Genomic DNA, 25,109 nt, shown 5'->3' with positions numbered 1-25,109 from the left:
GCCCTCTTTCTTCTCCGTTCCATATGGCGCTAGTCCGCCGCCTTCAGCTCCAGAATCGCGTCACGCAGCTCGGCGGCGCGCTCGAACTGCAAGCTCTTGGCGGCTTCCTTCATTTCCTTCTCCAAACGGTCGATGACGGCAGCTCGGTCGCGCTTGGACAGCTTCCCGCCTTCCTTCACCCCGGCGAGGTAGTCGGCCTTTTGCTCGGCCACCTTGGTTGCCTCGATCACATCGCGCACGCGCTTCTTGATCGTCGTCGGGGTAACCCCGTTCGCCTCGTTATAGGCTATCTGAATCGTGCGGCGGCGCTGTGTCTCGGTCATCGCCTTATCCATGGAATCGGTGATCTTGTCGCCGTACATGATGACCTTGCCCTCCGAGTTCCGTGCGGCCCGCCCGATCGTCTGAATGAGCGACCGCTCGGCCCGGAGGAAGCCTTCCTTGTCGGCATCCAGAATCGCGACAAGCGAAACTTCGGGCAAGTCGAGCCCTTCCCGCAGGAGGTTAATCCCAACGAGCACATGGAAGGTGCCGAGCCGAAGATCCCGAAGAATCTGCATCCGCTCCAGCGTCTTGATGTCGGAGTGCAGGTAGCGCACCTTGATGCCGATTTCCTTCAAGTAATCCGTCAGGTCCTCCGCCATCTTCTTGGTGAGCGTCGTCACGAGCACGCGCTCGTCCTTGGCAATCCGGTCGTGAATCTCCCCGATCAGGTCGTCAATCTGTCCCTTCGTCGGCCGAACATCGATGACTGGGTCAAGGAGGCCGGTCGGTCGGATGATCTGCTCGACCATGACAGGACAATGCTCCAGCTCATAGGGTCCCGGCGTTGCCGAAACGCAGATCATCTGGTTGAACTTCTGCTCGAATTCCTCGAAGCGAAGGGGGCGGTTATCCAGAGCGGACGGCAAACGGAACCCATGCTCCACGAGCACTTCCTTACGCGCTCGGTCCCCGTTGTACATCCCGCGAATCTGCGGAAGGGTAACGTGCGATTCGTCTACGACTACGAGCAGATCCTCGGGGAAATAGTCGAACAGCGTATAGGGCGTTGCCCCCCGCTCGCGGAAGGTGAGCGGTCCGGAATAGTTCTCGATCCCGGAGCAGAAGCCCATCTCCAGCATCATTTCAATATCGTACCGCGTGCGCTGCTCCAGCCGCTGGGCTTCGAGCAGCTTGCCTTGCCCGCGAAGCTCCTCCAGCCGCTCCTCCAGCTCCCGCTCGATGTCGACGACAGCTCGCCTCATGGACTCCTCGGCCGTGACAAAGTGAGAGGCCGGGAAGATGGCGATATGATCGCGTTCGCCCAGAATCTCACCGGTTAACACGTCGATCTCGGTGATCCGCTCGATCTCATCGCCGAACAGCTCTACCCGCACAGCGTGCTCGCCGTGCGAGGCCGGGAAGATCTCCACGACATCGCCGCGCACCCGGAAGGTCCCGCGCACGAAATTCATGTCGTTGCGCTGGTACTGGATGTCGACGAGCTTATGCAGAATCTCGTTGCGGGGCTTCTCCATTCCGACTCGGAGCGAGAGCCTTAAATCTCGGTACTCCATCGGAGAACCGAGACCGTAAATGCAGGACACGCTCGCCACGATGATGACGTCGCGCCGCTCGAACAAGGCACTCGTCGCGGAGTGACGCAGCTTGTCGATCTCTTCATTGATGCTCGAGTCCTTCTCAATATAAGTGTCCGAAGATGCAATGTACGCTTCGGGCTGATAGTAATCGTAATAGCTCACGAAGTAATCAACCGAATTGTTCGGAAAAAACTCCTTGAACTCGCTGGCAAGCTGCGCGGCCAGCGTCTTGTTGTGAGCGATGACCAAGGTGGGACGGTTCAGTTGGGCGATGGTTTGCGCGATCGTGAACGTCTTCCCCGTTCCCGTTGCACCGAGCAGTGTCTGGTACCGCTTGCCTTCCTTAACTCCTTGCACCAGTTCGACGATTGCCTTCGGCTGGTCACCCTGCGGGGAAAATTCCGATTGCAGTTGGAACGGCTTGTTACTCATGAGGATCTCGCCCATGATTTGTTTCGTCACCTGCCCCTTTAAGGAAATGCTCTAACATTTAACGCTTCCCGTTCCGATATAGAAAGGGATGAGCTTAACCCGGAAAATAGGAATGCATGTTCGTTTATTATACCTTATTTTCCTCCTGTGTTGCAATCTTTGGAAGCATCTTACACAGGCTGCAATCTACCTCAGAACTGGAGTGGACGTTGTGGACATTACAACAATTATCGGTATGGTGCTTGGCTTAGTATCCCTGGTTGGGGGCTTTATGCTGGAAGGCGGTCACTTGGGGTCGCTATGGATTTATACAGCGGCGATCATCGTATTCGGGGGTACCTTCGGAGCAGTAATCGTCAGCTTTCCGATGTCAAGCCTCAAGGATTTGCCAAAGGCGTTCGGTATGGCTTTCAAGGAACCCAAGCGCGACCCCGGGCAAATTATCGATGAGATCGTTGACATGGCTACGATTGCCCGCCGGGAAGGCGTACTGGCGTTGGAGCAACGCGCGCAAGAGCACACCAATCCGTTTTTAAAAGAAGGCTTGCTCATGGTCGTCGATGGAACAGACCCGGAGCTCACCCGCCAGATCATGGAACTCGAGATGGAAGCCATCGAATCGAAACATGAAGGCTATGCCAAAATCTTCGAAGCCGCCGGCGGGTATGCACCGACCATCGGGATTATTGGTACGGTACTTGGATTGATTCACGTTCTGGGGAACCTGAGTGATCCGGATTCGCTCGGACCGAAGATCGCCGTTGCGTTCACAGCAACCCTGTACGGGGTTGCGAGCGCGAACGTTCTTTATTTGCCGGTTGGAACCAAGATCAAAATGCGCAGCAAAGCTCTTGTATCCGACATGGAGCTGATGCTCGAAGGCATCCTGGCCCTCCAAGCCGGTGAAAACCCGCAGCTCATCAAGAAGAAGCTGACCTCCTTCCTGCATGATAAGGATGGGAAGAATAAAGCCAGGGCAGGTGGGGAAGGAAATGTCGAGGAGAAGTAAAAAAAAGCATGCCGAGCACGAGAACAACGAGCGTTGGCTCGTTACCTATTCCGACTTGATCACGCTGCTGCTGGTATTCTTCGTCATCATGTACTCCATGAGTAAAGTCGATGTGGCGAAATACAACCAGTTGGCCCAATCGCTGCAATTTCAGTTCAACAAATCCGACTCCGTCATGCCTCAAGGCGGAGGAGGAAGCGGCCTCGTCGGCGAAACCGATCCGAAGAAGGATCAGAAGGCGGACAATGACTCGGACGATTCCAAAAAGAAAGCCGGGGAAGAAACCCGGGCGAACGATACGAAAGCTGAGACCCCTGCGGAGCAACAGAAGGCAGAGCAGCAAAGAGAAAACGAGCTTCAGGGCCTCCTGAAGATCATCACGAGCTATATTGATGACAACAAGCTGCAGGCGACGGTGTCTGCAGTCGATACCGATCGGGGCATCATCGTCACACTGAAGGATTACTTCCTGTTTGATCTGGGCAGTGCTACTCTGAAATCTGGAGCTTACCCGGTTCTGGATAAGATGGGCACACTGTTCCCGGACCTGCATGGCGCCCAGATCAGCGTCGAAGGGCACACCGACGACCTGCCGCTCTCCAGTGGAGCCAAGTTCCAGGACAACTGGCGTCTCTCCTCGGAACGGTCGCTCTCCGTTGTCCGGTATTTCACTGAGCAAAAAGGAATCTCGCGCGATACATTCCGTTCCGTCGCTTACGCGGACACAAAGCCGGTGGCGAAGAATGACTCCGAAGTCAACCGCCAAAAGAACCGCCGCGTCGAGATTGTCATTCTTCGCTAGTCGACCTCTTCAAAAGCCAAACACCGCTTACCTCGAGAGTTTCTGGGATAAGCGGTGTTTTTGTGTAAAAGAGTTTACGATAGGCGGGGATATTTCCCACTTTAATAGTCTGATTCCATACATTTTGAAAAGCTCGTCTGACCGAATCCTTCTTGTTTCCAGGAAGCCGCCAACTAATTCCGTTATGCTGGCATCTGGAAAGAAATCTTTAAACGAATAGCTCGAATCCCCCATATAGTATCTTGCAGGTCCTGGAGAATAAGATATTTCATTCGTTCCTGCCATTTTTAGCAGAATGATCTCTTCTCTACCACTTTCAAATCTCTGCTTCCACTTCCTTGACTTCCCGTTTCCTTCGTTTATGCTCACGCCATCATACTCACAAATTAATGTGTCCTCAATGACCTTTTTCTGCCCATGAATCTCATATTCTAGACGGAAGGGGAACTCTTCATAGGTGATAGCAGGTTTAGGGAGGCTCGGGTTAAAGAGAGAGACAACCTCGGTCAAAATCCATGGCATGACTTGGTAGAGACCAAACGCGATTAATAGAATGGAAATGGCGGCTGAGCCATATTTGCTCTTTTTCACTGGTATCCTTCACTTTCATACTTCCCGCATTGTGCTTGCCCAGATGATTCCATGTAGATTTCGATGCTATTAATTCTACATTTTTCAACATTTTCCTTCTTTCCCATACAGCAACTTTGGCTCTCCAAATGCGACATGCCCGCTCCCCTCTTCCCCTGTCGAATTCTCCCCATCTACGTCATGTTCCTCCACATACAAAAAAGACCACGGCCCTTGGCGCATGGTCTCCATTTCTGCGTTCAAATTAAGTTTGGGTTCCACTCGTCTACAAGCCTTGTTGCCGATCGTTCCGCAGTACCCCCATCCACTTGCGGCGAACATACGACGGGAAAGAGAAATCCTTTTCCTCGATAAAGTAAGGGGCATCATCGTCAGGAGCGATGACGATCCCGAGCTGGTGGTGCTCGTCCTCGTAGAGCGCGCGGCTCACAAACTTGCTCTCTCCGGCGTGGTTGAGCACCTCCAGCTTGCAGAAGGCGGAGTTCAGCCGGAGCGCTTCGTGAAGCTCCTCCCGCGTACGCACCGGCATGCCGTTGACCTTGTGCACGACCTCGCCCACGGCAAGCCCCGCCGCTTGGGAAGGACTTCCCGGCAGGATCGCGAGGATGGTCAGCCCCTTGGGGCCGTTCACGTAGATGGGGGGACGCCGGCGTTCCGTCCAATCGCCGTAGGCCATGACGGCCTCGTGCAGCACAATGGATGCAAGCGCCGCCACCCAACCGAACGGAGACCACCAGGCCGAGACAAGCGCTCCGGCGAGCAGGACGGTGCCGTAGACGAGAAGCAGCCCCGCCGTCTGGCGAAGCTTCGCCTCAGGCAAACGGCTCAAGGTGAGGCCCGTGAAGCCGATCACTGCGGGCAGGACGAGCACGTCCCATTGAGCGGCTCCCCAAGAGCCGGACAAGAGCGGTGTCCAGGGAAGGGCAACGCCTCCGTCCGTTACCGGGGCGAGGAGAAACAGCGGGACCGGCCAGAATCCCTGCAGCTGATAGCTGCCTACGATCTTGCCGCGCTTGCTCTCCACGAACAAGGGAGTGGCGAGACGGTTTCCCTGAAAGCGAATAAGCCCCGCCTCCAACAGGTGCAGGATGGCTACCAGCACGAACAGAGACGGCAAATCCATCTGATCCACGGTCTGATAAAACCAGCGGAAGGACGCATTCTCTCCCCAGCCCGGAATATGAGGGGCTACCATGTGCAACAGGCCGAGTAGGCCTGCCGAATAAGCCAAGCAGAGGTATCGAACACGCACAAAGAGCAAGCCCAGCGTCAAGCCCCACAGGAGCACAACCGCCCCGGCGTCCAGCTTGACCCCGGTCACGGCGAGCAGCAGGGAAGCAAGTGTTCCGGCCAAGAGCCCCCATGCGACCGTTCGCCACGTCTCCTGCCCGAGCGAGTGGAGCCGACTGGCAAAGAACTTTCGCTCCAATATGATATGGCGACGATACTGGATCACCACGAAGAGAATGCCAATGTAGTAAAAGGGATTCAGCGCCAGCCTGCCGATTGCGGCGAGAAGCCGGTAGAGAAGCTCTTCGGTTCCATTCATGGTTCGCTGTCTCCTTCTAAATTGAATTCATCCTCTTCCTCTTCGACGCAGGAGAACGGATTCCTTCACGATTCGTCTGATTTCCATTTTTTATCCATTGCATGGATCATCCACAAGCGTACTGAGACTCAAACTGTTTCTTCCTGAAGCCGACACATAGATGTGAATTGCGCAATAAAATTATATTGATATTATTGTGTGACACACAGTATAATGACAGGGAGGTGATACCATGCCAGATAACGATCCAATCCAGAGCTTTATTACGGAGCTCCGTCGAGGCAGCCTAACCCTGGCGGTTTTGGGGTGCCTGAGACAGTCCCATTATGGGTATGCCCTGCTTCAAACCATGCAGGAGAAGAACATCGAGATCGAAGCGAACACCTTATACCCTCTTTTACGCCGCCTGGAAAGTCAAGGACTGCTGGTCAGCGACTGGGATACGAGCGAAAGCCGGCCGAGAAAGTACTACACGCTGAACGAGAAAGGCCAAACGGTATACAAAGAGCTTCTGAACGAGTGGAGAAAGATGCAGGGAAACATCGAATCGATTTGCAGAGAGGACGGAGACCATGGAGAAGTGGATTGATCGTTATGTTTATGATGTAGTGCGCCAACTGCCTGAAAAGGACCGGGATGATGTGAGCAGGGAGTTGAAGTCGAACATCTATGACATGCTATCGGATCATCCTGACGAGGAGGAAGTGAAGGCGGTTTTGGTTGAGCTGGGCTCCCCTTCCTTGCTGGCGGAGAAATACCGGCAGAAGCCTCGATACCTGATCTCACCGGCCTACTATGAAAGCTACGTGCGCACGTTAAAGATGATCTTACCTCTGGTGGGCGGCATAGCCCTGGTCGCCGGCTTGATCTTGGGCGCTCTGGATACGATGAAGGAGGACCAAGTTCAGGTTATCTCCCTAACAGGCGACATGGTTTCCACGGGCATTTCCCTGGCATTCCAAGCCGCTTTTCAAGCGCTTCTGTGGACGACGATCGGCTTTGTGATCGCGGATCGAACGAAGGACAAGGCAGAGAGCGGCAAAACGGAGGAATGGAAAATTGAAGACCTGCCGGAGGTCCCGGCGCATGACAGAGGCAAAATTCCCTTGTCGGAGGGCATTGCCGAAATGGTCATGACGATCGTATTCACGTTCTTCGCTCTTCTGATTTGCAGCGGGAAGATCCCTTTCCTGATATCCCTAAACAATGGAGATACAAAAATCAGCAACTTGTTCAACCCTGCCTTCTTGCATTACTTTATCCCCCCCATTCTGGGAATGGCCCTTCTCGGCCTAATCGCCAGCGCATGCAAAATCAAATACCGCAGATGGACCCCTGTCGTTTGCGGCACAGTCGTTATCAGCAGCCTGATCAGCATGGTCATTATGATTTACTTGCTGAACAGCCCGGACATCCTCAGTTCGGAGTCCATCGCTTATTTCAACAGTGTGGATTGGGAGGAACTGAGTACCCTGCGCCTTTGGGGAATGAGCGGGGGGCGTTCAATCCTCGCCCTGATCTCCATCTTGGTTGCAATCGGTTATTTGGTCGAGTCCGGCAAGGCTATCTACAAAACGATGAAGGCCAAAAGGCAAGCATAATTTGGACAAAAATCAAAACCCTTTCCCCATGCGACTATCCACACGGGGAAAGGGTTTCGTGTCTTCTACGCCAGCGGCTTACTTGGCGAGCCGCTTCTCTGTTGCCTCGATGGCCGCCTTCAGCTGCGCATCGTTCTTGGAATCGCGGAGCATGAGCATAACCGCCTGCTCAATGGCTTCCATCGTCTTGGCGTCAGCCTCGCCGGTGACGGTCAGCTTCTTGGCTTTCTGGAACGCCTTCACCTGAGCCGTCGTCGATGGGCTGAAATAGCCATCCTGCCGGTCTGGCTTATAGCCGAGGGCCTCCAGCATGACCTGAAGCTTCTTGACCTCTTCTCCCACCATGTCCACTTTGAGCGTTTTCTCCTTGGAGAATACCGTCAGGTTGTACACAGCGGGTTGCTCCACCTTGATGTCGGGCTCGATGCCCTTTTTGTGAATCCAGTTGCCGTTTGGCGTCAGCCACTTCATCACGGTCATCTTGATGTTGCTGCCGTCGCCCATTTCCTTCTCATACGTCACCTGAACGGTTCCCTTGCCGAAGGATTTCTCGCCCACCAGTTGGCCGCCGATGGCTTCCTTCACGATGCCGGCCAGGATCTCCGATGCACTCGCGCTGCCGCCGTTGATCAACACCGTCACCGGGTAGGTGCGCACCGGATATTTCCCTTCGGCTGCCTGAGCACTGCGCTGTCCGTCCTTGTCTTCCACTTGGAGGACCGTCTTGCCCTTCGGTACAAAGTGCTCCGCGATGTTGAGCACGGAATCGAGCAGACCGCCGGGATCGTCGCGAACGTCGATGATGAGGCCCTTCATGCCCTTCTTCTCCAGATTCGCAAGCTCTTCCGAGAAGCGCTTCGCCGTGTCCGTTGAAAATTGACTGATTTCAATCTTGCCGATCTCATCCGTGACCATCTCGGCATAGACCGTTTCCAGCGGAATGTCATCGCGAACGATGATGATCTCCTGCGGTACCTTGGACCCCGCCTTCAAAATGGTCAGCTTCGCTTGCGTCCCCTTCGGCCCGCGGATCTTCATGACCGCCTGGTTGAGCGTGAGGCCGTCGAGCTTCTCTCCGTTTACCGACAGGATGGCGTCTCCAGAGCGGATGCCCGCCTTCTCGGCAGGTGAACCCTTGATCGGCGCCGTGACGGTCACAACCCCATTAACCAGGGAGCACTCGGCCCCGATCCCTTGAAACGAAGAGCTGATCATTTCATCGAATTGCTTGGCTTCCTCCTGGTCCATGTAGGTCGTGTATGGGTCATCCAGCGCGTCCAGCATGCCGTGGATCGCTCCGTTGATGACCTTGTCCTTGTCGACCTTGGTGAGGAAGTTGGACTCAATGAGTTCATAAGCCTTCTCGACCTTCTCCAGCTCCTGCGTGGACAGCTTGTCATCCCCGGATGATCCGGAGGATGAGGTTGTCGCAGCCGGAGTGTTGGCCGGTGAACCTGATGACGCAGACGACGGCTTTCTTTCCCAAACGGGAGAGTCCGTTACTGCCATCGTGAAAAGGCTGCCGGCCAAAATAGCCAGCAGCACCATCGCTATCACCGTACGACCTTTAAATACCATAGAACCTCCACCACCTTATGCGGGCCTGTCTCTCTGTTCAGTATATGTCAGGCCTGTACGGTTTAGTATCTCTATTGAATATAGGGCAGGGGATTAACCGGGCTTTCGTTGATTCGCACCTCAAAATGGAGATGGTTGCCGGTGGAATCGCCCGTGCTCCCAACGCCGGCGATGACCTGCCCGCGCTTCACGGTATCACCTTCGCCTACGTAGATGCCGCCTTCCATGATGTGACCGTACCACGTCCACATCCCGCCGCCATGGTCAATGACGATGGTGTTGCCGTATCCGTTTGTCCAGGAAGCAATCAGCACCGTACCGGATTCCGCGGCAACAATCTGCGTTCCTCGCGGAGCAGCGATATCGACACCCTTGTGCAGCTTGCGATAGCCCGCAATGGGGTCAACACGGTAGCCGAACGTGGAACTGATCGTGTTGCTCGACGGAACCGGCCACAGCAATTGCCCATTATGCGAGCTGGATGCCGTTTGGTTGCTGCCTTGTGCCTGAGCGGCCTTCTTCCGGCGTTCCTCTTCGGCCTTTTTCCGTTTTTCTTCCGCTTCTTTGGCCAGAACCGCCCGCTGTTCGGCGTAGAGCTCCTGCTTCTTCTTGGCGAGGTTGATCAAGTCCGCCTCCGCCTCTTCGCTTAGCTCTTCCTGCTCCGACTCTTGCTGGGACAAGCTGGCGATCACCGCCTTGACGCGCTTCTCCTTGTCCATCAGAGACGCCTTCAAGGTTTCGGCATCCGCATACATCGTCTTCACTTCGGCGAGCTTCGCTTCCACGTCCTTCTTCATGTCGGCGATCTCGTTGCGATCCTTCTTGTTCTCGGAGAGAATCTTCTTGTCCTGACCTACCAGCGCCTTGATGGAATCAAAGCGGTTGATAAAATCCGAGAAGCTCGTTGCACTGAGCATCACGTCCAGGTAAGAGACGGAGCCCTTCGTATACATCATGCGCACCCGCGATTTGAGCAGCGTATCCCGCTTCTCTACCCGCTCCTCCGCTTCTTCCAGCTGATGCCCCGTTTCCTGAAGCTTCAGGCTCGTATCGGCAATCTTGGTCTCCAGCTTGGAGAGCTTGTCCCCTTGTGTTTTGATGTCGGTTTGAAGGTCCTTCAGGGAGACGACCTGCTTCTGCTTTTGATCCTTGAGGTTCGAAGCTTTTTGATCAGCCGCCTTTTGCTGCTGAGCGGTCTGCTGTTCCTGCTTGCGCAGCTCGGAAAGCTGCTTCGCAATGTCTTCCTTCGCTCCTGCCGTCACCGTCAAGGGCTGAAGCAGCAAAGCAGCCGTCAAGATGGAGACCATCCATGTCGTTCGGGTCCGTTTCAACATCCCATCCCCCTACACCTTCAAGAATTTGCGAACCGACAGCGTGCTTCCCCAGATGCCGATGGCGAGACCGATGAGCATCAGCACACCCGCAACCGGGTACACCGTCGACTCAAAAGGCGCCATTTTCAGCATAACCGTGACCAATCCCGGCTGGAGAAACTCCAGCATCAAGTGATACCCGTAGGTGAGCAGAGCGGCGGGAATGAGTGCTCCCTGAAACCCGATCAGTGCCCCCTCGATAAAGAACGGCCAGCGAATGAAGCCGTTCGTGGCGCCGACCAGCTTCATGATCTTGATCTCGCGGTTGCGGGCAAGAATCGTCAGCTTGATCGTGTTTGAGATGAGGAACATGGAGGTAAAAACTAAGGCGATGACAAAAGCAAGGCCGATGGTTCGGACGATCGACGTTACCTTGAACAGCGCGTCGATGGTGTCCTTGCCGTATTTCACCTGCTCGAGGGGCTTCGGTTCTCTACCCTCGTTCAAGCTGAGAATTTGATCGGTTACGCTCTGCACGTTGCGCGGGTCCTTCACTTCGATATCGAAGCCGTCGGGAAGCGGGTTGTTTTCCCCGTCGAGTCCTTCCAGCGGATCCCCCATTGTCTCACGCATTTCCTCCAAAGCTTCTTCCTTGGAGATGAACACTACTTTGCGGACTTCCGGCATCGCTTCAATCTTCTTCTGGATTTCCTGACGAACGTCTTGCGGAGTCTCCAGCTGCAGGAAGGCCTGGATGGTTACCTGATCTTCAATCTGTTTGGACATGTGATTGACATTGATTCCGAGAATGAGGAACAGCCCTAGAATGAACAGCGAGATGCTGATCGAGCTGATTGAGGCGAACGTCATCCAGCCATTTCGATAGAGGCTTCGGCTTCCCTCCCGCAGATGCCTTCTGAGGGTGCTAATCTTCATAGCCGTATTCCCCTCTCTGCTGGTCGCGGGCGATCTGCCCCTTCTCGATGGCGATGACGCGTCTGCGTCGGGTGTTGACGATCTCCTTGTTGTGGGTCGCCATAATAATCGTGGAGCCCCGGTAGTTGATTTCGTCCAGGAGCTTCATGATTTCCCACGACGTATCGGGGTCAAGGTTCCCCGTAGGCTCGTCCGCGATGATGACGGCCGGGTTGTTTACGATGGCGCGAGCGATTGCCACGCGCTGCTGCTCTCCGCCTGACAGCTGGTTCGGGAACGAGTCGGCCTTGTCCCGCAGCTTGACGAGCTCAAGCACTTCCGAGGTACGCCGCTTGATCAACCGCTTGGGCGCCTCAATGACTTCCAGCGCAAAGGCGACGTTCTCCGCCACCGTCAGCTTGGGAAGTAGACGGAAATCCTGGAAAATGACCCCGATGTTCCGACGAACAAAGGGAATCTTGCGCGCCTTCAGCTTGCCGAGGTTGAAGCCGTTGACGAAGATCGTTCCCTTCGTCGGCTTCTCTTCCCGATATATCATTTTCATAAACGTAGACTTGCCCGCACCAGAGGGACCTACGACATAGACAAATTCATTAGCATCCACTTTCAGGTTCATTCCACGGATGGCCTCCGTGCCGTCCGGATAGGTCTTCCAGACGTCATGCATTTCAATCACATCATCACTTCCTGTCACTAGTAAAGCCCTGAGCATGTTAGCAAACACGCTCTAAAGCTTGCATCAACCGATTGGTTGACAACGTGCCTTTATCACTTCGACAATTGCGGTCAAATTCCTCCGGGCTGACGAGGAACTCTCACCATTTTTCAAAAAATTCAGAGTGCTTGCGCGGCTGACGGGCATCCTGGTGCGAATCTAGCAAGACAGCAGGGGCGAAGCGCATAGCAAAGCTAGCGATCGGCCCCCCGTTCACGTGACATGACTCTTATTGTACATGACCCCCCAAGGACCGACAAGGCAAAATGCCCCCTTTTTCGTTCGAATTCTCCGAAAAGTCCAAAGAATTATGGCGAGCGGACGGACTCAAACGAGACTCTTCTTCCGAGCGTTGCCTCCCAATCTACAGGAACTTCTCTATCAAAAGAAAACCCCTCCCATGACGAGCAGGCCGGAGTCCGACCATAACGCTCTTCGCGAGAGGGGTTCATTCGATGGATCGATATTCGAATTGTGCTCACATGCGGGCAGGGTCAGCCTTCATGCGCCGCTATCCATTCCGCTGTAACCGATGCGGTCTTCTTGGCGCGCGTGAGCGCGGCTTCGACTTGGACGCGTGCAGTCCCGCCGTAGACGTTGCGCGCATTCACAACATGCTCCGGCTCCAACACCGTGTAGATATCCTTGTCGAACAGCTCGGAGAACGAGCGGAATTCCTCCAGGGTCAGATCGAGCAGGAACTTGTCGTGCTGGATTCCATAGAGCACCAGCCGGCCGATGACTTCATGCGCCTGTCGGAAAGGAAGGCCCTTCGTCACGAGATAATCGGCGATGTCCGTGGCGTTGGAGAAATCCTGATTTACCGCTTGGCGCATCCGCTCCTTGCGCACCTTCATGGTGTCGATCATCGGAGCAAACAGCTGAAGGGCGCCCTCCAGCGTGCGAACCGTGTCAAACATCCCTTCCTTGTCCTCTTGCATGTCTTTGTTGTAGGCGAGAGGCAGGGACTTCAGCACGGTGAGAAGGCCGACCAGGTTGCCGTAGACCCGTCCCGTCTTGCCGCGGACGAGCTCGGGGACATCCGGGTTTTTCTTCTGCGGCATGATGCTGCTGCCGGTGCAGAAGGCATCATCCAGCTCGATAAAGCCGAACTCGGTGCTCGACCAGAGGACGAGTTCCTCGCTGAGGCGGGATAGATGCGCCATGACGAGCGAGGCGTTCGCGAGAAATTCGACAATGAAATCGCGGTCGCTCACCGCATCGAGGCTGTTCTCGTAGACGCCGTCGAAGCCAAGCTCGCTTGCGACAAAATGTCGGTCGATCGGGAAGGTCGTCCCGGCGAGCGCCCCTGCCCCGAGCGGCAGCACGTTCACGCGCTTGTAGCTATCCTTGAAGCGGCTGATGTCCCGCTCCAGCATGGAGACATACGCGAGCAGGTGGTGCGCAAGCAGGATCGGCTGCGCCCGCTGCAGATGCGTATAGCCCGGCAGTATCGTGTCGAGGTTCGCCTCCGCCTGGCCGAGCAAAGCCTCCTGCAGCTTAAGGAGCAGCCCGGTAAGTTCAACCGTGCGCTTGCGCAGGTACAGGTGCATGTCGGTCGCCACCTGGTCGTTGCGGCTGCGGCCGGTATGCAGCTTGCCGCCCACCGGACCGACCTCGGCGATGAGCGCCTTCTCGATGTTCATGTGGATGTCTTCGTCCCCCACATGAAACGCGAGTTCACCAGCGCGGATACGCGTCAGCACGCTGCGGAGCCCGTTGGCGATGGTCGCCGCATCCTCCTCCGGGATAATCCCGCATTTGCCGAGCATGGCCACGTGGGCCAGGCTCCCTTGAACGTCCTCCTCCGCCAGCTCCTTGTCGAACAGGATCGAGGCGGTATATTCCTCCACCAACTGATTGGTCGGCTTCGTAAAGCGTCCTCCCCACAGCTTGGACACGTCTATCCCTCATTTCCTCAAGCAGGCCCCGCACCTGACGGGCGCGGAGCCTTCTCGAAATGGATTCACTACTTGTTGTTTTGTTCGACGCCGGAAGCCACCTTCAGGCGAAGGGCGTTCAGCCGGATGAAGCCGGCCGCGTCACCCTGGTTGTAGGCCTGCGTCGGGTCCGCTTCCATCGTGGCGATGTTCGGGTTGTAGAGGCTCACGTCGCTCTTCACGCCTGCGCCAATGACGTTGCCCTTATAGAGCTTCAGGCGCACCACGCCGGACACGTTCTTCTGGCTCTCGGTGACGAGCGCCTGAATGGCGTGCCGCTCGGGAGCGAACCAGAAGCCGTTGTAGACGAGGGTCGCGTACTTGGCGATGAGCGAGTCGCGCAGGTGCATAACCTCGCGGTCCATCGTCAGCGACTCCATCTTGCGATGGGCGGTGAACAGGATGGTACCGCCCGGGGTTTCGTACACGCCGCGGCTCTTCATGCCGACGAAGCGATTCTCCACCATGTCCACGCGGCCGATGCCGTGCTTGCCGCCGAGCTGGTTCAGCTTCTGCATGACAGCCAGCGGAGACAGCTGCTCGCCGTTGATTGCTACGCAGTTGCCTTGCGCGAACTCCAGCTCGATGTACTCCGGCTCATCCGGTGCATCCTCCGGGGCCACGCTCAGCACGAACATGTCCTTGTTCTCGACCGAGCTCGGGTCAAACCACGGGTCTTCGAGAATGCCGCTCTCGAAGCTGATGTGGAGCAGGTTGCGGTCAGTCGAATACGGCTTGGCTGCCGTTGCCTGTACCGCAATGCCGTGCTTCTCGGCGTAGGCGATCATCTCCGCGCGTCCCGGGAACTGCTCGCGGAAGGCTTCCAGCCGCCAAGGGGCGATCACATCGAGCTCGGGGGCGAGGGCGGCCGCAGTCAGCTCAAAGCGGACCTGGTCGTTCCCCTTGCCCGTTGCGCCGTGGGCGATGGCCGTCGCCCCTTCGGCACGGGCGATCTCTACCATCCGCTTCGCGATGAGCGGGCGGGCGATGCTGGTTCCAAGCAGGTATTGCCCCTCGTAGAGAGCACCTGCCTGGAACATCGGGTAGATGAAGTCTTGCGAAAACTCTGCCTTCAGGTCGTCGATGTAGGCTTTGGTTGCGCCGGTCTTGAGCGCCTTTTCCTCCAGGCCGTCCAACTCGTCCTCTTGGCCGATGTCGGCGGTGAAGGTGATGATCTCCGCATCATAGGTTTCCTTCAGCCAGGTCAGAATGACCGAAGTATCCAGGCCGCCGGAGTAGGCCAATACGATTTTTTGCTTCGCCATGCGTGAATTCGCTCCTTATCCAGGTGAGGTCCTGTTCTCGTTTACAGGAGAGCGGCCAGAATCGCCTTCTGGGCGTGCAGCCGGTTCTCCGCTTCGTCAAAAATAATGGAATGCTTGCTGTCGATGACGCCTGCCGTTACCTCTTCGCCCCGATGGGCCGGGAGGCAGTGGAGGAACACGTAGTCCGGCTTCGCGTAGCGAGCCAGCTCCTCGTTCACTTGGTAGGCGGCAAAGGCTTTCTCGCGAATCTTCTGCTCTTCCTCGAAGCCCATGCTCGCCCATACGTCGGTATAGACGATGTCGGCGCCCTCGATTGCTTCCCGGGCATCCCCGGTCACGAGTAGCGAGCCACCGGTTTGCGCCGCGATGGCGCGTGTGTCGGCTTGAACACCTTCCGCCGGCGTATAGCCCTCAGGAGAAGCAACCGCTACATGAAGCCCAAGCTTCGCCCCGCCGATCATGAGCGAGTGAGCCATGTTGTTGCCGTCGCCGATGTAGGCGATCTTCAATCCTTCGAGCTTGCCCTTGTGCTCCAGCACCGTCATGTAATCGGCGAGAGCCTGGCACGGATGGGAATGATCGGTCAGGGCGTTGATCACCGGAATGGAGGCATGCTCCGCTAGTTCGAGCAAAATGTCATGGCCAAACGTGCGGATCATAATCCCATCCAAGTAGCGAGACAGGACTCCTGCCGTATCCGAGATGATTTCACCGCGGCCGATCTGCAGATCATTGCGCGACAGGAACAGCGCGTGCCCGCCGAGCTGGTACATTCCAACCTCAAAGGAAACACGGGTACGTGTGGACGATTTCTCAAAGATCATGCCGAGCGTCTTGCCGGCGAGAGGGTGAAATACCTCGTTCGCCTTATTCTTTCTCTTTAATTCGATGCCGAGGTCGATAAGCTTGCGCAGCTCATCCGGCGTGTAGTCGGCCAGACCGAGAAAATCCCGGCCCTTCAAGCCGAGGGCTTCCAAGTGTTCCGCTCCCATGAGACCGAACCGCTCCTCTCATTCCTTCTATAAAAAAAGTAACTTCATCCTCTCATCCATCCAAAAGCCGCTGGCGGAGGCCGTCAGCCGCACGCACCAATCAGCCGCGGCTGACAACTGCCTTATGCTCCGCGAGGACTCCGGCGATAATCGTGATCGCCTGATCGATATCCTCTTTCGTGATCACGAGCGACGGCAGCAGGCGAATGACGTTCGGTCCGGCCGAGACGACGAGAAGCCCTTTTTGGTGGATAGCCGTGACGTCAGCGGAAACAGGCCCCGTACATTCAATACCCAGGATCAGGCCCTTGCCGCGAATGGCCTTTACGTAGGGATTCCCGGCCAGCTTGGCCGTAAGCTCCGCGATCAAGTAGTCGCCCAGCTCCGCGGCTCGGGCGGGGATATCTTGCTCCAGCATCGTCTCCACCGTAGCGACAGCCGCAGCCGAAGCGATCGGAGTCCCGCCGAAGGTGCTGGCGTGAGTGCCGGGCTGGAACGCGGCCTTCAGCTTCTCCTTGCCGAGCATGGCCCCCATCGGGAAGCCGCTGGCAAGCGCTTTGGCCAAGGTGAAGATGTCCGGCTCAATTCCGTAATGCTGGTGGGCAAACAGCTTGCCGGTACGGCCCATGCCGGTTTGCACCTCGTCGACGATGAGGAGCAGGCTGTGCTTCTCGCAGAGACGTGCAATCTCCTGCACGAAGGCCGGATCAGCTTCAATGACGCCGCCCTCCGCCTGCACCATCTCTAACATGATGGCACAAGTCTTATCGTTAATATACCCTTCTAACGCTTTGCTGTCATTGAACGGGGCGTGCACAAATCCGGTCGGAAGCGGATCGTAGCCGTCCTTGACCTTGTCCTGGCCGGTGGCGGTCAGCGTCGCAAGCGTCCGTCCATGGAACGACTGGTGGAAGGTGATAATCTCGTAGCGTCCAGATTCCAACACCTTCGAGTGATAGCGGCGAGCCAGCTTGATGGCCGCCTCGTTCGCCTCCGCTCCGCTGTTACAGAAGAAAACTGCGTCTGCACCGCTGTTCTCGGTAAGCAGCTTCGCCAGCTTCTCCTGATTCGGATTGTGGAACAGGTTGCTGCAGTGCCACAGCTCATCGAGCTGAGCCACAAGCCGCTCCTTGACGACCTGCGGGGCATGCCCGAGGCTCGTCACCGCAAGCCCCGACATGAAATCGAGATATTCCTTGCCGGTATCGTCGTACAGCCTCGTTCCGTCGCCTTTCACCAGGGTAATGGGAAAACGGGCGTAGGTGTTGAAAAGCGCACTTGCGGGTTCAGCCATCCTTCTCACTCCATTTCATAGGGTTGTTTTTTCTTTATTCTTCGCGATATGTGTTATCCTTCGCGCAATAAGCGGGTTCCCGTATCCCCGACGAGCAAGGTTCGTCGCAGTACGCCCGGCTGGGCACCGTCCACGATCACCACTTCCTTCACTTGTCCGTGGAGACAGGCGAGCGCGGCTTTTACCTTGGGGATCATGCCGCCGTAGATTTCGCCGTTTTGAATCATGTCTTCAATGTCGCTCTCGGTTACCGCCGAAAGAACCTGCTTGCCTTCCGCGGTGGTCTTCAAGATGCCCGGCACATCGGTGACCACGATCAGCTTGGAAGCGCCGATCGCGGAAGCCACTGCACCGGCGGCGGTATCCGCATTGATGTTATAGCGGCCGTTCCCGGTTCCGGCTGCATCGGTGCCGATGGGGGAGATGACCGGGATGTAGCCCAGTCCCGCAATTCCCGCCAGCAAGGTGCTATTGACCCTGACCACATCCCCCACGAGCCCAACCTGATCGGCATTCTCTACCGGCACGGCCTCAATCAGTCCGCCGTCCACGCCGGACAGCCCGACGGCAGGAGCTCCCGCCGCCTGAAGCTTGCGGACGATCTCCTTGTTGATTTTACCGGACAACACCATCTCGACCACATCCAGCACCTCGGGGCTGGTCACCCGAAGCCCGCCCTCAAAGCGGCTTTCGATGCCCAGCTTGTCGAGCGTCTCGTTGATAGCCGGGCCGCCGCCGTGGACGATGACCGGTAACCATCCTTCCTCCAGAAGAAGCCGAAGGTCATCAAAAAAGGTATTCGGAAGCGCGGCAAGTGTACTGCCGCCGCATTTGATCACGAACGTGCGTGTGTTGTCCTTCATTGCATCTCTCTCCTTCGGCCATTAGGCTCAGCTGCCGGCCCGCATCAAGTGCGATAAGCCGCATTGATACGCACGTATTCGTAGGTCAGGTCGCAGCCCCAAGCCGTAGCGAAGGCATTCCCCATGTGCAGATCGACGACGATGCGAACCTCGGTACCCTTGAGGTACTCGGTTGCGGCCGGATCATCGAAAGAAACCGGACGAGAGTTCTCCAATACGAGAAAATCGCCGAGGTGCACATCCACGGTATTCGGATTGACCGGCTGGCCGGCGCGGCCGACCGCTGCGACGATCCGGCCCCAGTTGGCGTCCGCCCCATAACAGGCGGACTTCACGAGGCTGGAGCCGACGACCGTCTTGGCGATGGCGCGGGCAGCGGCTTCGCTCTGGGCGCCGACGACGCTCACCTCCACGAGCTTCGTCGCGCCTTCCCCGTCGCGGGCAATCGCTTTGGCGAGCGTCTCTGCCACAAAGCCAAAGGCTTCGGCGTACGCGGCCCAATCCGGGTGCCCCGGTTGGAGGGTGCCGCCGGCAAGCCCGCTCGCCAGGGCCACGACCATGTCGTTGGTGGACGTGTCTCCGTCCACCGTGATCATATTGAAGGAAGCGTCCGTCGCTTCCGACAGCAAGCCTTGCAGATCGGCGCTGGCGAGCGGCGCGTCCGTCGTGATGAACCCGAGCATGGTGGCCATGTTCGGGTGGATCATGCCGGACCCTTTGGCTGCCCCGGCGATGTGAACGGGACCGTCCGCGGTTTCGACGCGAACACAGACGGTTTTCTGCACGAGATCGGTCGTCATGATCGCCTCGCAGAAATCATCTCCGCTGTTCGCCGCCAGAGCCGCAGGCAGTCCGGCAATGCCGCGCTGCACCTTCTCCATCGGCAGCGGCTCCCCGATCACGCCGGTGGATGCTACCGCGACCTGCGCTTCCTCAATGCGCAACGCATCTGCCGTCAGATGGCGCATCGCGAAGGCATCGGCCAGCCCTTGCTCGCCGGTGCACGCGTTGGCGTTGCCGCTGTTCACGACGAGTGCCTGCAGCTTCCCACCTGCCGCGATGCTCTCCCGCGTCACTTGCAGCGGCGCGGCCTGGAAGGCATTCAACGTGTAGACAGCTGCAGCCGCAGCGGGCACCTCGCAATAGAGAAGCCCCAGGTCATTCCGCCCGGTCTTTTTCAGCCCGCTGTGCAAGCCCCCGGCTTGAAAGCCCTTCGGTGTGGTGATATTCCCCTCGGGGATCAGGACAAAGGATGAGTTCATCGGTTTCAACACCATTCCTATCTTTCAATATATCGCTTTTCCCATCACGGATACAGCGGAGCAAAGTCAAGGCCGGCCTCTTCGTTCCAGCCCATGAGAAGGTTCAGGTTTTGGACAGCCTGCCCGGCAGCACCCTTGACCAGGTTGTCGATGGCCGAGACAATGGTTACGCGGCCGGTACGTTCGTCAATCGAAAACCCGATGTCGCAGTAATTGGACCCGGCCACTTCCTTGGTCGCGGGCCAGGTTCCCGGACGGCGAATCCGAACGAACGGGCGTCCTTCATAATAGCTTCGGTAAGCTTCGGCTAATTCTTCCTCCGATCGCCGCTCCGTCAGCTTCGCATAGATGGTGCTCAGGATTCCCCGCGTCATGGGGACCAAATGCGGCGTGAAGGTAACCGTCACTTCCCGCCCTGCAATACCGCTCAGAACTTGCTCGATTTCCGGCGTATGCTGATGCTTCCCGAGCTTGTAGGCCTTCACGCTGTCATGAACCTCTGAATAGTGCGAGCCGAGGGATAGCCCGCGGCCCGCTCCCGAGACGCCGGATTTCGCATCAATGATGATGGAATCCGGATCGATCCACCCCGCCTGCACGGCAGGCACCAGGCCGAGCAGGGTTGCCGTCGGGTAGCAGCCCGGGTTGGACACGAGGCGCTTGCCGCGAACCTCCTGTCCATTCACTTCCGCAAGGCCATACACCGCTTCCTGCAAATAAGCGGCTTCCGCCGGATCTTTGCCATACCAGCTCCGGTACACCTCACCGTCCTTCAGCCGAAGATCCCCGGACAGGTCGATCACCGTTAGCCCTGCGGCCAGCAGTTGCGGAACAAGTGCGGCGCTTACTCCATGGGGAGTAGCGGTAAACACCACGTCCGCCTTCGAGCGAATCTCCGCAGGGTCAATGGCGCCCAGCTCAAGCTGCGTGATCCCGTTCAAGTGCGGGAAGCTGTCAGCGAGCGGAACCCCCACCGAAGAGGAGGATACGACGGCCGCCAGTTCTACATAAGGGTGGCGAAGCAAAATGCGCACAAGCTCGACTCCGCCATATCCGGTCGCCCCTACCACGGCCGCCTTGAGTTTATCTGCCATGCTTCTCTCCCCTTTATCCTTCCGTTCGTCCAAACATATGAATTATTATACGTTTCAATGCATGATAATTCAATGCCATTTTCATTTTTTGTTCACGAAAAATCCAGCACTCTTCTTGATCATGCTTACCTTTTTGCCGCTTTTCGCCCCATGCCTCTCTTTGCATAATGCGGTCCCATTTCATGCATAGAACGAATAAAGCTCTGCGTTCCTTGGAACGCAGAGCTTTATGGTTACTCCGTCGCGGCCGGGTACTCTGAGCCGCTATGGCGTTTGTGCCGATTGGCCGTTCCCCCCGATTCCACGCAGCCGCAGCATCTCCGACATCCGCAGAAAACGTACACCCGGTAATAGTTCTGGCGCCTGTCGAACGGCCTCCGCCGTCTTTTTCCCGCCTGTCCCGACATGCCCGATGGCGATGCCCGTCCCCCGCACTTCGACCAGCTTGGCTAACTGTAGCAATTGTTTGCGCACAAGGGCCGCATCCTTCACATCATCGAGGAAAAGCTGGTTGTCCGTGCTGGGAACCCCCATTTTGGCTGCTGTTTTGCCCGCAATGCTCCGGTAGTTGGTGTGGCTGTCGAGGAAGTACAATCCCCGCTCTCGGCAAACATGGAGAATGTTCTCCATTACCCGCTCGTCAGACGTAGCCTTGGAACCCATGTGATTGCTGATTCCGACCGCATGCGGCACGCTGTCTACCGCCTTTCGCACCCGCTCGCGGATCTCTTCATCCTTCAGATCGCAGGTGATTGCGCCAGGCCCAAGCCAGCTTTTGCGCCCGGTAAAAGGCTCCATCGGCATATGCACGATGACTTCATGGCCCTTATAGAATGCCTCCTCGGCGTCCTTCTCGGAAGTTGGCAAAAAGGGCATGACGGCAACGGTAATGGGGAACGGTAACTCCATCATCTGCTCGGTGCCGTCCATGCCATTACCGAAGTCATCGATGACGATGGCAGTTGCCTTTCCGGGTAATGGCGCCGGAGATTTTGAAGCAACGGGTGCTGGAGCTCCTGTCGGGGTTGGCAGCGGAGAAGGAGATGGTCCTGACGCCGCCACCCGTCCGCCCGCTCCAAAGGCAACTGCCATTGCCAAAATCAAGCCAAGTTTGTTCAAGATCCGCTCCTCCTCAGATGGTAAGCTTGATCAATCCATGGGATTAGCTTTTGTCAGAGAAAAGGTTTGGACTCTGGAACATTTGTCCACTCATAGAACGCCTTTCATGGGTAACGCTATTTCATTCGTACGATCCCTCGCTGGGGTCAGCCTCGAACCAAAGGAGCGTGCAAAACGATGTTGAAGCTCATTCGCCGTGCGGGTCTCATTGGCCTCACTCTTCTCCTTAGCCTCAGTTCTGCTGCCTTGCTGACGGTTCCACAGCCCGCTGCTGTATACGCCGATGCTCCCGCTCGAGGAAGAGAGTATTACGAGGCGCGCGGAGAAATTGTTTGGGAAGTGCCCATGACGGAAAAGCTGATTGCCCTCACCTTCGACGACGGGCCCGATCCTGAGGAAACGCCGCTAATTCTGGACCTCCTCCAGCAGTACCAGGCGAAGGCCACGTTCTTCGTCCTCGGCAAAAAAGTGGTGCAATACCCGGAGCTTGCCGCTCGCGAAGTGCTCGAAGGGCATGAGATCGCCAATCATACCTTTACCCATCGCTACTTCAATCGGCCGATCACAGCCGAGCTTCTTCGTTCGGAGATTCTCCGCACAGACGAGGCCATTCTGCGCGCCACCGGCCAAAAGCCGGTCCTGTTCCGTCCGCCCGGCGGCTATTACGGGCAATCGGTCGTGGAAAGCGCCAAGCGTGAAGGATATCGGACCATTCTCTGGTCCTGGCATCAGGATACCGAAGATTGGAACCGTCCCGGTACGGACCGGATTATCCGCAAGGTGCTGACGAATGCACGCAATGGCGACATCATCCTGTTCCACGACCATGTGGAGGGCAAAAGTCAGACCATCGCTGCGCTGAAAGAAATTCTTCCCGAGCTGTCCCGTCGAGGCTATCGGTTCGTCACCGTTTCCGAGCTGCTCCGGCACAAGGAATCGACACCTGCGGGGCGCTAAGCTTACCGAGAACACACCTCCTGCAATTTCTAAAGGGAGATAGAACCCGCTTTGCGGATGTGCTGGATCCGGACGGCATAAGACCGAGGCAACGGAGCCGGCTTGTCTTCTGAGGGGGAAAGGGCTTTTGAGGAAGCCCTCATGCGGGATGCCTTTCCAAGCTCAGCAAGGGCCTCCGCATACTCTTCTGCGGGGAATCCATGTGCGAGTACAAAGCGGTCGGCCTGTCGATCTAAGCTGCCTCGCACTCCCTTTAGTTGAAGAAACAGATACACCAGCAGGAACAAGCCGGTTGTAAATGCCTTCCCTCCCACGCTTCCCTCGGGAATGAGCCCCAAAGCCGTAATCGGCAAGACGACACCCAGCAGCCCAATCGGCAAAAGACTTCTCAAGCGCAAATGCCCGAGCTTCCAATGGGCCAGCTCGTGAGCCGCCAGCGAAGCGATGGCATCCGGGGATAGCTGCTCGACTAACCCATCCGAGAGAACCAATCGCCGGGAGCGGCCGCCTGTCAGAAAAATTGTCGTTCGCTTGTCCGCTTCCTCCGTATGCCAAAGCACCGTTTCGATCGGACGCATGTGCAGGTCCCGGAACAGTAGTTCAAGACGAGCCCCCACGGGTCCTTCTAACGGCTGGCCTGAAATCTTGCTCATCGCAGCAGCTGATAATATCGGAATGAGACCGACCAGCACCAGTGGCAAGAACACCATGAGGACAACCCATCCATTCATCTTCATCCCTCCGCGTTTCCCTCTTCTCCTCCCTTTTGTATCACGGCTCGGCATAGAAAGCTGTCGAACGAAGGGGATGCCTCCCCCTGTTTTCCCAGGCCATCCTTTCATCGGAATGACTCGCCACCATCTTCTCACTGTATGGCTTGAGCAAAAAATCCCCCTGCGGGCGCTCCTTCGAGCCCAGCAAGGGGATTCGTTCACGTTATGCAGTTTTCCTTACACTTGGTCACTGTCCGGGTTTTTGTTCATTTCCCCGCGCAGGGCGGCGTCGATCAGGAAATCGATCTCGCCGTCCATGACGGCTCCGACGTTCCCGGTATCGGCCCCGGTCCGATGGTCCTTGACCATGCTGTACGGGTGGAAGACATACGAACGGATCTGGCTGCCCCAGGCGATATCGGATTGCACGCCGCGGATTTCGGCCAGTTCCTTCTTCTGCTCTTCAATGCGGCGCTCATACAGCTTGGAGCGCAGCATGGTCATCGCGCGTTCGCGGTTCTTGATCTGCGAACGCTCGGTTTGACAGGACACCACGATGCCCGTGGGCATATGGGTGATCCGTACGGCGGAGTCCGTGGTGTTGATGTGCTGTCCACCCGCGCCGCTCGACCGATAGGTGTCGACCTTCAGGTCCTCCGTGCGAATGTCAATCTCGATCGTGTCGTCGATTTCGGGCACGACGTCGCAGGAGACGAAAGACGTATGACGGCGTCCCGACGCATCGAACGGAGAAATGCGGACAAGACGGTGAACGCCTTTCTCTACCTTCAGGTAACCGTAAGCGTTGTAGCCCTTGATCAGCAGGGTCACGCTCTTGACGCCGGCTTCATCACCGGGGAGGTAATCGAGCGTCTCCACCTTGAAGCCGCGCTTCTCGGCCCATCGACGATACATGCGGAGGAGCTGCTCCGCCCAGTCCTGGGACTCGGTTCCGCCCGCGCCGGGGTGAAGCTCCAGGATCGCGTTCAAGCGGTCATACGGCTGGTTCAGGAGGAGTTGGAGCTCATAGGCTTCCAGCTTGGCCACGAGGGATTTGGTCCCTTCCCGAATGTCGGTGACCATGCTCTCGTCCTGCTCCTCCTCCACCAGCTCCAGCATGGTGGCGAGGTCCTCGTATTCGTTGTTCAGCGCCTCAAAGTCTGCCGTTACGGATTTAACGGCATTCATCTCGGCAATGAGCTTTTGGGCCTTCTCGTTGTCGTCCCAGAAGTCGGGAGCGGTCATCTTCTGCTCAAAATCGGCAATCTGCTCGTTCTTGAGGTCGAAGTCAAAGAGACCCCCTAAGGTTCTGTAGTCGGCCTGCCACTTCGCGCAGGTCTTGCTTGATATCCACGATGTCAAACATGGGTTTCTCTCCTCATTTTGGGGATTAGGCGACAGAAGAAGGAAAGCCGCAGCCTTCCTTCCCTGACGATGACGGGACTCATGCCCGACGAATTTGGACGATGGAAATTCACGAGATTTCGATTGGAGCCGAATC

At 56.9% G+C, this 25,109-nt stretch carries 22 protein-coding genes; 5 read left to right on the top strand and 17 right to left on the bottom strand.

Going from position 1 to position 25,109, the window contains the following annotated elements; all coding sequences use genetic code 11:
* Positions 1-29 precede the first annotated feature (29 nt).
* The gene (gene uvrB, locus AAFN83_RS18010; protein ID WP_347771942.1) at positions 30-2,030 is read right to left on the bottom strand and encodes an excinuclease ABC subunit UvrB; all 2,001 of its coding nucleotides are present in this window, start codon (positions 2,028-2,030) and stop codon (positions 30-32) included.
* A 196-nt stretch (positions 2,031-2,226) separates the two neighbouring features.
* On the opposite strand from uvrB, the gene AAFN83_RS18005 reads away from it, so the two are divergent.
* Positions 2,227-3,024 (top strand): flagellar motor protein, encoded by a 798-nt coding sequence (locus AAFN83_RS18005; RefSeq protein WP_347771893.1) that lies wholly within the window; start codon positions 2,227-2,229, stop codon positions 3,022-3,024.
* Entirely contained in the window at positions 3,008-3,826 is an 819-nt protein-coding gene (locus AAFN83_RS18000; RefSeq protein WP_347771891.1) for a flagellar motor protein MotB, read from the top strand. Before AAFN83_RS18005 ends, AAFN83_RS18000 begins: the two co-directional genes overlap by 17 nt.
* Before the next feature lie 27 nt (positions 3,827-3,853).
* Here AAFN83_RS18000 and AAFN83_RS17995 read toward each other — a convergent pair whose 3' ends face one another.
* Together AAFN83_RS17995 and AAFN83_RS17990 are read right to left on the bottom strand one after the other, a co-directional pair.
* Positions 3,854-4,417: a hypothetical protein gene (locus tag AAFN83_RS17995; RefSeq protein WP_347771889.1), complete on the bottom strand. Its 564-nt coding sequence runs from the start codon at positions 4,415-4,417 to the stop codon at positions 3,854-3,856.
* Between the two features lie 265 nt (positions 4,418-4,682).
* Positions 4,683-5,966: a PDZ domain-containing protein gene (locus AAFN83_RS17990; protein ID WP_347771887.1), complete on the bottom strand. Its 1,284-nt coding sequence runs from the start codon at positions 5,964-5,966 to the stop codon at positions 4,683-4,685.
* A 232-nt stretch (positions 5,967-6,198) separates the two neighbouring features.
* Here AAFN83_RS17990 and AAFN83_RS17985 point away from each other — a divergent pair, with 232 nt between their 5' ends.
* Together AAFN83_RS17985 and AAFN83_RS17980 are read left to right on the top strand one after the other, a co-directional pair.
* Positions 6,199-6,555: a PadR family transcriptional regulator gene (locus AAFN83_RS17985; protein ID WP_347771885.1), complete on the top strand. Its 357-nt coding sequence runs from the start codon at positions 6,199-6,201 to the stop codon at positions 6,553-6,555.
* Positions 6,539-7,567 carry an HAAS signaling domain-containing protein gene (locus tag AAFN83_RS17980; protein ID WP_347771883.1) on the top strand — a complete coding sequence of 343 codons (1,029 nt, stop codon included), beginning with the start codon at positions 6,539-6,541 and terminating at the stop codon, positions 7,565-7,567. Before AAFN83_RS17985 ends, AAFN83_RS17980 begins: the two co-directional genes overlap by 17 nt.
* A gap of 78 nt (positions 7,568-7,645) precedes the next feature.
* Here AAFN83_RS17980 and AAFN83_RS17975 read toward each other — a convergent pair whose 3' ends face one another.
* The 12 genes from AAFN83_RS17975 to AAFN83_RS17920 form a co-directional block, all read right to left on the bottom strand.
* Positions 7,646-9,145, bottom strand: a complete 1,500-nt coding sequence (locus AAFN83_RS17975) for a S41 family peptidase (RefSeq protein WP_347771881.1) — start codon at positions 9,143-9,145, stop codon at positions 7,646-7,648.
* Positions 9,146-9,216: 71 nt separating this feature from the next.
* The gene (locus tag AAFN83_RS17970) at positions 9,217-10,479 is read right to left on the bottom strand and encodes a murein hydrolase activator EnvC family protein (protein WP_347771879.1); all 1,263 of its coding nucleotides are present in this window, start codon (positions 10,477-10,479) and stop codon (positions 9,217-9,219) included.
* Between the two features lie 9 nt (positions 10,480-10,488).
* On the bottom strand, positions 10,489-11,394 hold the full coding sequence (gene ftsX, locus AAFN83_RS17965) for a permease-like cell division protein FtsX (RefSeq protein ID WP_347771877.1): 906 nt from the start codon (positions 11,392-11,394) through the stop codon (positions 10,489-10,491).
* A complete protein-coding gene (gene ftsE / locus AAFN83_RS17960) occupies positions 11,384-12,070 on the bottom strand; it encodes a cell division ATP-binding protein FtsE (RefSeq protein WP_347771875.1) in 687 nt (228 codons plus the stop codon). Before ftsE ends, ftsX begins: the two co-directional genes overlap by 11 nt.
* 533 nt (positions 12,071-12,603) lie before the next feature.
* Complete coding sequence (gene argH / locus AAFN83_RS17955) at positions 12,604-14,010, bottom strand: argininosuccinate lyase (RefSeq protein WP_347771873.1); 1,407 nt, start codon at positions 14,008-14,010, stop codon at positions 12,604-12,606.
* Between the two features lie 68 nt (positions 14,011-14,078).
* A complete protein-coding gene (locus AAFN83_RS17950) occupies positions 14,079-15,314 on the bottom strand; it encodes an argininosuccinate synthase (protein ID WP_347771871.1) in 1,236 nt (411 codons plus the stop codon).
* A gap of 41 nt (positions 15,315-15,355) precedes the next feature.
* Positions 15,356-16,306 (bottom strand): ornithine carbamoyltransferase, encoded by a 951-nt coding sequence (gene argF, locus AAFN83_RS17945; RefSeq protein ID WP_347771869.1) that lies wholly within the window; start codon positions 16,304-16,306, stop codon positions 15,356-15,358.
* A gap of 100 nt (positions 16,307-16,406) precedes the next feature.
* A complete protein-coding gene (locus tag AAFN83_RS17940) occupies positions 16,407-17,600 on the bottom strand; it encodes an acetylornithine transaminase (RefSeq protein WP_347771867.1) in 1,194 nt (397 codons plus the stop codon).
* A gap of 53 nt (positions 17,601-17,653) precedes the next feature.
* Positions 17,654-18,463: an acetylglutamate kinase gene (gene argB / locus AAFN83_RS17935; protein ID WP_347771865.1), complete on the bottom strand. Its 810-nt coding sequence runs from the start codon at positions 18,461-18,463 to the stop codon at positions 17,654-17,656.
* 44 nt (positions 18,464-18,507) lie between these two features.
* Entirely contained in the window at positions 18,508-19,725 is a 1,218-nt protein-coding gene (gene argJ, locus AAFN83_RS17930; RefSeq protein ID WP_347771863.1) for a bifunctional glutamate N-acetyltransferase/amino-acid acetyltransferase ArgJ, read from the bottom strand.
* Between the two features lie 44 nt (positions 19,726-19,769).
* Positions 19,770-20,819, bottom strand: a complete 1,050-nt coding sequence (gene argC, locus AAFN83_RS17925) for an N-acetyl-gamma-glutamyl-phosphate reductase (RefSeq protein WP_347771861.1) — start codon at positions 20,817-20,819, stop codon at positions 19,770-19,772.
* Between the two features lie 264 nt (positions 20,820-21,083).
* Positions 21,084-21,938 (bottom strand): divergent polysaccharide deacetylase family protein, encoded by an 855-nt coding sequence (locus tag AAFN83_RS17920; RefSeq protein ID WP_347771859.1) that lies wholly within the window; start codon positions 21,936-21,938, stop codon positions 21,084-21,086.
* A gap of 177 nt (positions 21,939-22,115) precedes the next feature.
* Here AAFN83_RS17920 and AAFN83_RS17915 point away from each other — a divergent pair, with 177 nt between their 5' ends.
* Positions 22,116-22,895 carry a polysaccharide deacetylase family protein gene (locus AAFN83_RS17915; protein ID WP_347771857.1) on the top strand — a complete coding sequence of 260 codons (780 nt, stop codon included), beginning with the start codon at positions 22,116-22,118 and terminating at the stop codon, positions 22,893-22,895.
* A 29-nt stretch (positions 22,896-22,924) separates the two neighbouring features.
* Here the strand turns inward: AAFN83_RS17915 and AAFN83_RS17910 are convergent, their stop codons facing one another.
* Both AAFN83_RS17910 and prfB read right to left on the bottom strand, forming a co-directional pair.
* On the bottom strand, positions 22,925-23,626 hold the full coding sequence (locus AAFN83_RS17910) for a M48 family metalloprotease (RefSeq protein WP_347771855.1): 702 nt from the start codon (positions 23,624-23,626) through the stop codon (positions 22,925-22,927).
* 219 nt (positions 23,627-23,845) lie between these two features.
* A protein-coding gene (gene prfB, locus AAFN83_RS17905) for a peptide chain release factor 2 (protein WP_347771853.1) occupies positions 23,846-24,974 on the bottom strand; the annotation gives its coding sequence in 2 pieces (ribosomal slippage) (positions 23,846-24,898 and positions 24,900-24,974; 1,128 coding nt in all).
* Between the last annotated feature and the right edge of the window lie 135 nt (positions 24,975-25,109).

The organism is Gorillibacterium sp. CAU 1737 (assembly GCF_039888655.1).
Classification (GTDB): domain Bacteria; phylum Bacillota; class Bacilli; order Paenibacillales; family NBRC-103111; genus Gorillibacterium.
This window is presented reverse-complemented; position numbering and strand designations above follow the sequence as displayed.

Excerpts from the sequence above, each read along its gene's own strand:
- uvrB (WP_347771942.1), bottom strand. The coding sequence starts at position 2,030 with ATGGGCGAGATCCTCATGAGTAACAAGCCGTTCCAACTGCAATCGGAA.
- AAFN83_RS18000 (WP_347771891.1), top strand. The coding sequence starts at position 3,008 with ATGTCGAGGAGAAGTAAAAAAAAGCATGCCGAGCACGAGAACAACGAG.
- AAFN83_RS17990 (WP_347771887.1), bottom strand. The coding sequence starts at position 5,966 with ATGAATGGAACCGAAGAGCTTCTCTACCGGCTTCTCGCCGCAATCGGC.
- AAFN83_RS17985 (WP_347771885.1), top strand. The coding sequence starts at position 6,199 with ATGCCAGATAACGATCCAATCCAGAGCTTTATTACGGAGCTCCGTCGA.
- AAFN83_RS17980 (WP_347771883.1), top strand. The coding sequence starts at position 6,539 with ATGGAGAAGTGGATTGATCGTTATGTTTATGATGTAGTGCGCCAACTG.
- AAFN83_RS17975 (WP_347771881.1), bottom strand. The coding sequence starts at position 9,145 with ATGGTATTTAAAGGTCGTACGGTGATAGCGATGGTGCTGCTGGCTATT.
- AAFN83_RS17970 (WP_347771879.1), bottom strand. The coding sequence starts at position 10,479 with ATGTTGAAACGGACCCGAACGACATGGATGGTCTCCATCTTGACGGCT.
- ftsX (WP_347771877.1), bottom strand. The coding sequence starts at position 11,394 with ATGAAGATTAGCACCCTCAGAAGGCATCTGCGGGAGGGAAGCCGAAGC.
- AAFN83_RS17950 (WP_347771871.1), bottom strand. The coding sequence starts at position 15,314 with ATGGCGAAGCAAAAAATCGTATTGGCCTACTCCGGCGGCCTGGATACT.
- argF (WP_347771869.1), bottom strand. The coding sequence starts at position 16,306 with ATGGGAGCGGAACACTTGGAAGCCCTCGGCTTGAAGGGCCGGGATTTT.
- AAFN83_RS17940 (WP_347771867.1), bottom strand. The coding sequence starts at position 17,600 with ATGGCTGAACCCGCAAGTGCGCTTTTCAACACCTACGCCCGTTTTCCC.
- argB (WP_347771865.1), bottom strand. The coding sequence starts at position 18,463 with ATGAAGGACAACACACGCACGTTCGTGATCAAATGCGGCGGCAGTACA.
- argJ (WP_347771863.1), bottom strand. The coding sequence starts at position 19,725 with ATGAACTCATCCTTTGTCCTGATCCCCGAGGGGAATATCACCACACCG.
- argC (WP_347771861.1), bottom strand. The coding sequence starts at position 20,819 with ATGGCAGATAAACTCAAGGCGGCCGTGGTAGGGGCGACCGGATATGGC.
- AAFN83_RS17915 (WP_347771857.1), top strand. The coding sequence starts at position 22,116 with ATGTTGAAGCTCATTCGCCGTGCGGGTCTCATTGGCCTCACTCTTCTC.
- AAFN83_RS17910 (WP_347771855.1), bottom strand. The coding sequence starts at position 23,626 with ATGAATGGATGGGTTGTCCTCATGGTGTTCTTGCCACTGGTGCTGGTC.